Origin of the sequence: Salinisphaera hydrothermalis C41B8 (assembly GCF_000732535.1) — a bacterium.
GTDB lineage: Bacteria > Pseudomonadota > Gammaproteobacteria > Nevskiales > Salinisphaeraceae > Salinisphaera > Salinisphaera hydrothermalis.
In genome coordinates this window covers 38,299-44,298 of sequence record NZ_APNK01000030.1, presented here as the reverse complement: position 1 = coordinate 44,298, position 6,000 = coordinate 38,299, and the positions used below count along the sequence as shown (strand labels likewise).

The 6,000-nt window shown below is 64.8% G+C and carries 6 protein-coding genes; 5 read left to right on the top strand and 1 reads right to left on the bottom strand.

From position 1 onward, the window contains the following. The first annotated feature begins 182 nt into the window (after window positions 1-182). From C41B8_RS15180 to C41B8_RS15160, 5 genes are all read left to right on the top strand, one after another. Window positions 183-1,175, top strand: a complete 993-nt coding sequence (locus C41B8_RS15180; RefSeq protein ID WP_198025234.1) for an ABC transporter permease — start codon at window positions 183-185, stop codon at window positions 1,173-1,175. 51 nt (window positions 1,176-1,226) lie between these two features. Next, the gene (locus C41B8_RS15175) at window positions 1,227-2,183 is read left to right on the top strand and encodes an ABC transporter substrate-binding protein (protein ID WP_037340049.1); all 957 of its coding nucleotides are present in this window, start codon (window positions 1,227-1,229) and stop codon (window positions 2,181-2,183) included. 216 nt (window positions 2,184-2,399) lie between these two features. Next, window positions 2,400-3,443, top strand: coding sequence for an alpha-hydroxy acid oxidase (locus C41B8_RS15170; protein WP_037340047.1), 1,044 nt, complete (start codon window positions 2,400-2,402; stop codon window positions 3,441-3,443). Between the two features lie 143 nt (window positions 3,444-3,586). Next, window positions 3,587-3,973, top strand: a complete 387-nt coding sequence (locus tag C41B8_RS15165) for a DUF2267 domain-containing protein (RefSeq protein WP_037340044.1) — start codon at window positions 3,587-3,589, stop codon at window positions 3,971-3,973. A gap of 116 nt (window positions 3,974-4,089) precedes the next feature. Then, entirely contained in the window at window positions 4,090-4,740 is a 651-nt protein-coding gene (locus tag C41B8_RS15160; RefSeq protein WP_037340099.1) for a hypothetical protein, read from the top strand. A gap of 21 nt (window positions 4,741-4,761) precedes the next feature. Here C41B8_RS15160 and C41B8_RS15155 read toward each other — a convergent pair whose 3' ends face one another. Then, window positions 4,762-5,844, bottom strand: coding sequence for a threonine aldolase family protein (locus tag C41B8_RS15155; RefSeq protein ID WP_051883631.1), 1,083 nt, complete (start codon window positions 5,842-5,844; stop codon window positions 4,762-4,764). Window positions 5,845-6,000: the final 156 nt, after the last annotated feature.

Below are 6,000 nucleotides of genomic sequence, written 5' to 3'. Positions count from 1 at the left end.
GATGGCTCTTGCGAAGCAGCTTGCCACTTATCGCACTGTCCAGAAATCAGGGGCCAGTTCAGTGCTCGATGCCGACGACGCCGACCAGGAAACCGTCATGCACTACGCCACGCTGTCGTCTTCGCCCGCGGCCGAGATCGCCTGAGGACCGAACGATGAGCGCGACCAAGGAAAATATCTCTATGGCAGAACAAGCAAAGCCGGCCGCCGCGGGGCGCCTGCCGGCGGGCCTGCGCGGCAAGTTCCAGCAGTTTCTGGCCTTCGGCGGGCTGATTCTGATCTTCGCCTTCTTCTCGTTCGCCAGCCCCAACTTCCTGACGTTTTCCAACGTGATGTCGATCCTGTTGGCGACCGTGGTCATCGGCACGCTGGCGATCGGCACCACGTTCGTGATCATCTCGGCCGGCATCGATCTGTCGCTGGGTACCGGCATGTCGCTGTGCGCGGTGATGTCCGGGGTGTTCATCACCTACTGGGGCCTGCCGGTGCCGCTTGGCGTGGTGCTGACCGTGGCCTTCGGCGGCCTGATCGGCTTCGTCAACGGCTTCAACGTGACCATGCTCAAGATCCCGCCGTTCATCGCCACGCTGGCGATGATGCTGGTCGCCGAAGGCCTGGCGCTGGTGATCTCGGGTAGCGCGCCGATCTATTTCAGCGATACGCCGAGCTACTACATGCTCTCCCAGGGCCACATCCTGCCCGGGGTGGATATTCCCAACGCCGTGCTGTTGTGGATCGCAGTCGCGATCATCGCCGGGGTGATTCTCAATAAAAGCGTGTTCGGCCGCTATACCTATGCCATCGGCAGCAACGAAGACGCCACGGCGTTGTCGGGCATCAATACCCGGCGCTGGAAAATCCTGATCTACAGCTTCGGCGGGCTGTTCATCGGTCTGGCCGGGGTGCTGATCTCGGCGCGCCTGAATTCGGCCCAGCCGGCGCTCGGCATGGGCTACGAGCTCAAGGCCATTGCCGCGGTGGTGATTGGCGGCACGTCGCTGTTCGGCGGCGTGGGCTCGATCCTCGGCACGGTGATCGGCGCGCTGATCATGTCGGTGCTCACCAACGGTCTGCAGATCATCTCGGTACCCCAGGAATGGCAGACCGTGATCCTCGGCGTGGTGATCCTGGCGGCCGTCTATCTCGACAACTTCCGACGCAACGCCGCGGCCTGAGGCCGCGACGGCGTCGCATCGAACGTCCATAAGAACGAAACGGAGGAGACCATGACCCCTATTCGATCCGCTCTGCTCGCGGCGGCCGTTGGCCTTGCACTGTCGGCCGGTGCGGCCGCGCCGGCGCTGGCCGACAGCGGCAAGCCCTATATTGCCATCGTGTCGAAAGGCTTTTCCCAGCAGTACTGGCAGGCCGTGAAGCACGGGGCCGAGGAAGAAGCCCAGAAGAAAGGCGCGCGCATCACCTTCGAAGGCCCGCCGACCGAGTCCGACGTGGCGATCCAGATGAACCAGCTGACCGCCGCGCTCAACAAGCATCCGGACGCCATTGGCTTCGCCGCGCTCGATAGCCAGGCCGCCGCGCCGATGATGATGCAGGCCAAGAGCGAAGGCATTCCCGTGATCGCCTTCGACTCCGGCGTGAAGAGCGACGTGCCGGTTTCGACCGTGGCCACGAACAACAAGGCTGCGGGCGCGGAAGCCGCCAAGCACATGGCCAAGCTGCTGCACGACAAGGGCACGGTCGGGCTGATCATCCACGACCAGACCAGCGTGTCCGGCACCGACCGGCGCGACGGGTTCATGAACTGGATGAAGAAGAACGCGCCGAACATCAAGATGTTGCGACCGCAGTACAGCAACAGCGACATGTCCAAGGCGGCCGACATCACCAAGGCGATTCTGGCCTCGCATCCGCATCTCGACGGTCTGTTCGCATCCAATGAAGCCTCGGCCGAAGGCATGGCCCTGGGCATCAAGGAAAGCGGCCGCAAGAACATCGTCGCGATCGGTTTCGACTCGGGCAAGGCCCAGATCGATGCCATCAAGAACGGTGTGCTGACCGGCTCGATCACCCAGAACCCGGTCGGCATGGGCAAGGACATGGTCGATACCGCGCTCAAGGTCATCCACGGCAAGAGCGTGCCGAAGACCATCGATACCGGCTTCTACTGGTACGACAAGTCCAATATGGACGAGCCGAAGATCCAGAAGAATCTGTATCAGTAAAACGCCCGTCCGGCGCGTCGTCGACGCGCCGGACGCTTGTCGATCCGTGCCGGCGCTGTATCTCATGACGACACGCCCGGCACGCTGTCTTTATCCCGGCCCCGGGCGCGTTGATACCGGGCTGGCCGTGCTGGCCGATTGTCATCGAAGATGAGGCGACCTACGGGTGAGCGGCTACCGTGAACCCGTCATCCGCTCGATGTGCCGGAGATCGACATGAGTATCCATCGTCTTGAGCGCCTGGCCGGCGAGGCCGAAGCACGACTGCCGGTAGCGGTCGCGCGTTATTTTCGTCAGGGATCCGGCGCATCGGTATCGACCGCCGAAGCCGTGACCGCGTGGGAGCGCCAGCGTTTATTGCCGCATGCGCTCGTTGATGTGTCGCAAGTCGAAACCGGTACCACGTTGCTGGGCACTCCGGTACGCACGCCGATTGCCGTGGCGCCGAGCACCTTCCAGCGCGCGGCCGACCCTCAAGGCGAGCGGGCGATGGCCGCAGCGGTGGCCGAGCTCGGCAGCCTGTTGACGGTTTCGAGCAACGCCGGCACGCGCTTCGAGGCCATTGCCGAGACCGGCGTGGCCTGGTGGCTGCAAGCCTATCTGCCGTCCGATCGCCATGCCGCGTTGCCGTTGCTGGAGCGCGCGGTCGAGGCCGGGGCGCGGGCGATCGTGCTGACCGCCGATACGCCGGTGGTGGCAAACAAGGACGACGGCGACGCCGAGACGATCTGGCAAATCGCCGAGGACGACTGGCTGCAGGTCAATTTCGATGCCAACTATGGCAGCCGGCCCGAGCATGCCAAGGCGCGTGATCTGGGCCCGGCCGATATCGAGTGGCTGCGCGAGCGGACCGGGCTGCCGGTGGTGGTGAAGGGCATTCTGCGGCCCGACGATGCCGCGCGCTGCGTGGCCGCCGGCGCCGCGGCGATCTGGGTGTCCAATCATGGCGGCCGACAGCTCGACGGGGCGGCAGCGACGGCGGATTGTCTGCCCGACGTGGTGGCCGCGGTTGGCGACCAAGCCGAAGTCTATGTCGATGGCGGCATTCGCTCGGGGCGTCATGTACTGACGGCTCTGGCGCTGGGCGCCCGCGGGGTGTTTCTTGGACGCCCGCCGTTGTGGGCGCTGGCGGCCGGCGGCCGAGATCGAGTCGTGACCGAAATGACCGTGTTGAACGACGAACTGGTCGAGGCCATGCAGCTGGCCGGCATGAGCCGGCCGAGGGCCGATCCAAGCCTGGTGATGACGGCTCGTCGTTGACGCCGTCCGGCGAGCGCCGGTCACGGCGACGGATCGGGACTACGGGAGAACCCGAGCTCCGTAGGCCTTCGGATGGACTCGGGATCGCCCGGCTTCGAGACTCGGCCGATCAAGTTCATACCCCAACCAACGGACACGACACCATGCAGACCGAAGAATTCGTGAGCGAAGTCGCCCGGGCCGCCGATCTGTCTGATCAGGACGAGGCCGCCACCATTGCGCATGCGACGGTCGAGACGATCTGCGCGCATCTGCCGGCCGAGCAGGTCCGCGAGCTGGCGTCGCAGCTGCCGCGCGAAATGACACGCGCCGCCGAGGACGGCCGCACGCAAACCACCGAAAACCCGGCTGAAATCTCGCAGGACGAGTTCTTTCAGCAGGTTGCGATCCGCGCCGAGCGTGATCGTGCCGAGATCGAACCGGCGGTACGCGCCGCGATCACCGTGTTCAAGCGGGCCCTCAGTCGCGGCGAAACCACCGACATCGTGCTTGATGCCCCGCGCGAGCTGGATGCGTTGCTGACCGCATAGTCGCTACCGCGATGCCACGCGGCCGTTTCTCGTGCCGCGTGGCGTTTGGCGACGAACGGCCCGCGTTCGTCGCCCGCCTCGGGCACAATCGGACGATGCTTCATTCCGGAGTTCGTATGTCATCCTCCGAGCCCGCCGCTTCGGCCGACGCCTCTCATAACCCGTGGCACGCCAGGCGCTATGTGTTGCGCAGCCGCTTCTTCCGGTTTTTCGGCGGTGCCTACGAGCTTCGTGACGAGCAGGGCCGGCTCTGCCTGTATGCCGAGATGAAGCGCTTCCGGTTGAAAGAGGATATCCGCGTGTACGCGGACGTCGACATGCGCGAGGAAGTGCTGCGTATTCGAACCGAGAGCATCCTCGATTTTTCGGGCGCCTACGACGTCGAGGACAGTCGGCAGCACGCGCGCATCGGCACCTTGCGGCGCTCGGGGCTGCGATCGGCTTTCGTCCGCGATCATTGGCAGATGCTCGACCCGGCCGGCCAGCCGATGGCCGAATTACAGGAAGATTCGCTCGGCAAGTCGCTGCTGCGCCGGCTGATCGAATTCGCCGGCGAAATACCGCTCGTGGGATTGCTCGGCTATTTCTTTCCGCAGAGCTATGCGCTGACCCGCCATCAGCGCGCGGTCGCCCACTATCATCAGCGCTTCAACCCGTTCATTTACAAGCTGGATATCGACCTGACGCCGGATACGGTCGCCGGCGTCGACCGACGCCTGGCGATCGCCATGGCCGTGTTGCTGGCGGCGATCGAAGGGCGGCAATAACGCCGCCCCGTGAGTGCCGGGTCAGGCGGCCGCGACCGCCTGATGGATATCCGCGATCAGCGAATCGATCAGTTCGGGTGTGGTGTTCCAGCTGCACACGAAACGCACGCCGCCTTCGCCGATGAAGGTATAGAACGTCCACTGGCGCGCGCGCAGGGCATTCTGTAGCGGCGTGGGCATTTCCAGGAACACGCTGTTGGCTTGCACGTCGAACATCAGGTTCACGTCGGCCAGATCCGCCACGCCGTCGGCCAGGCGCCGCGCCATGGCGTTGGCATGGCGGGCGTTGGACAGCCAGGCGCCGGTTTCCAGCAGGCCGAGCCAGGGCGCAGCCAGGTAGCGCATCTTCGAGGCCAGCTGGCCGGCCTGCTTGCAGCGATATTCGAAGTCCAGCGCCAGCCGCTTGTCGAAGAAGATCACGGCTTCGCCGAAGGCCAGCCCGTTCTTGGTGCCGGAAAAACACAGCACGTCCACGCCGGCACGCCAGGTCAGCTCGGCCGGCGATACATCCAGCCCCGCACAGGCGTTGGCGAATCGTGCCCCGTCCATATGCACGCGCAGATCGTGATGATCGGCGACGTCGCGAATCGCACGCAGCTGTTCCAGATCGTAGACGGTGCCGACCTCGGTGGCCTGGGTCAGCGAGACCACCTTCGGGCGGGGGTAGTGAATATCGCCGCGTTTGGTCACCGTCTTTTCGATGCCGCCGGGCGTTACGCGGCCGGAATCGCCCGGCACGGTCAGCAGCTTGGAGCCGTTGGAGAAAAACTCCGGCCCACCGCATTCGTCGGTCTCGATATGCGCCAGCTGGTGACAGATCACGCTGTGGTATGACTGGCACAGCGAGGCCAGCACGAGCGAGTTGGCCGCCGTGCCGTTGAATACGAAAAAGACTTCGCAATCCGTCTCGAACAGATCACGAAATGCATCGCTGGCCTCGGCCGTCCAGCGATCGTTGCCGTAGGCCAGATCGTCGGCCGCGTTGGCGCGATGCATGTAGTCCATCGCCTCGGGACAGATGCCCGACGTGTTGTCGCTGGCCAGAAAGCGCGGCGTATTGGCGTCGGCGTCGGCCGCGGTGGCGGCGGATTGGGTTGTGGACATGCGCAAACCTCGATTCTTGGGCGCATCGGTGCCCGGAAATATATGGCGCGGGCGCGGCGCGCCGGCCCAGCCGGCGGTCGCTGCCAATCGCATGCAGGAATCGTGCGATAGTGAAGACGATTGGCGGGCGGCGCCTTCAAGTCGTGCCGCGCATCT

Bases quoted from the DNA above. Each gene is read 5' to 3' on its own strand.
- C41B8_RS15175 (WP_037340049.1), top strand. From the start codon at position 1,227: ATGACCCCTATTCGATCCGCTCTGCTCGCGGCGGCCGTTGGCCTTGCA.
- C41B8_RS15160 (WP_037340099.1), top strand. From the start codon at position 4,090: ATGTCATCCTCCGAGCCCGCCGCTTCGGCCGACGCCTCTCATAACCCG.
- C41B8_RS15170 (WP_037340047.1), top strand. From the start codon at position 2,400: ATGAGTATCCATCGTCTTGAGCGCCTGGCCGGCGAGGCCGAAGCACGA.
- C41B8_RS15165 (WP_037340044.1), top strand. From the start codon at position 3,587: ATGCAGACCGAAGAATTCGTGAGCGAAGTCGCCCGGGCCGCCGATCTG.
- C41B8_RS15180 (WP_198025234.1), top strand. From the start codon at position 183: ATGGCAGAACAAGCAAAGCCGGCCGCCGCGGGGCGCCTGCCGGCGGGC.
- C41B8_RS15155 (WP_051883631.1), bottom strand. From the start codon at position 5,844: ATGTCCACAACCCAATCCGCCGCCACCGCGGCCGACGCCGACGCCAAT.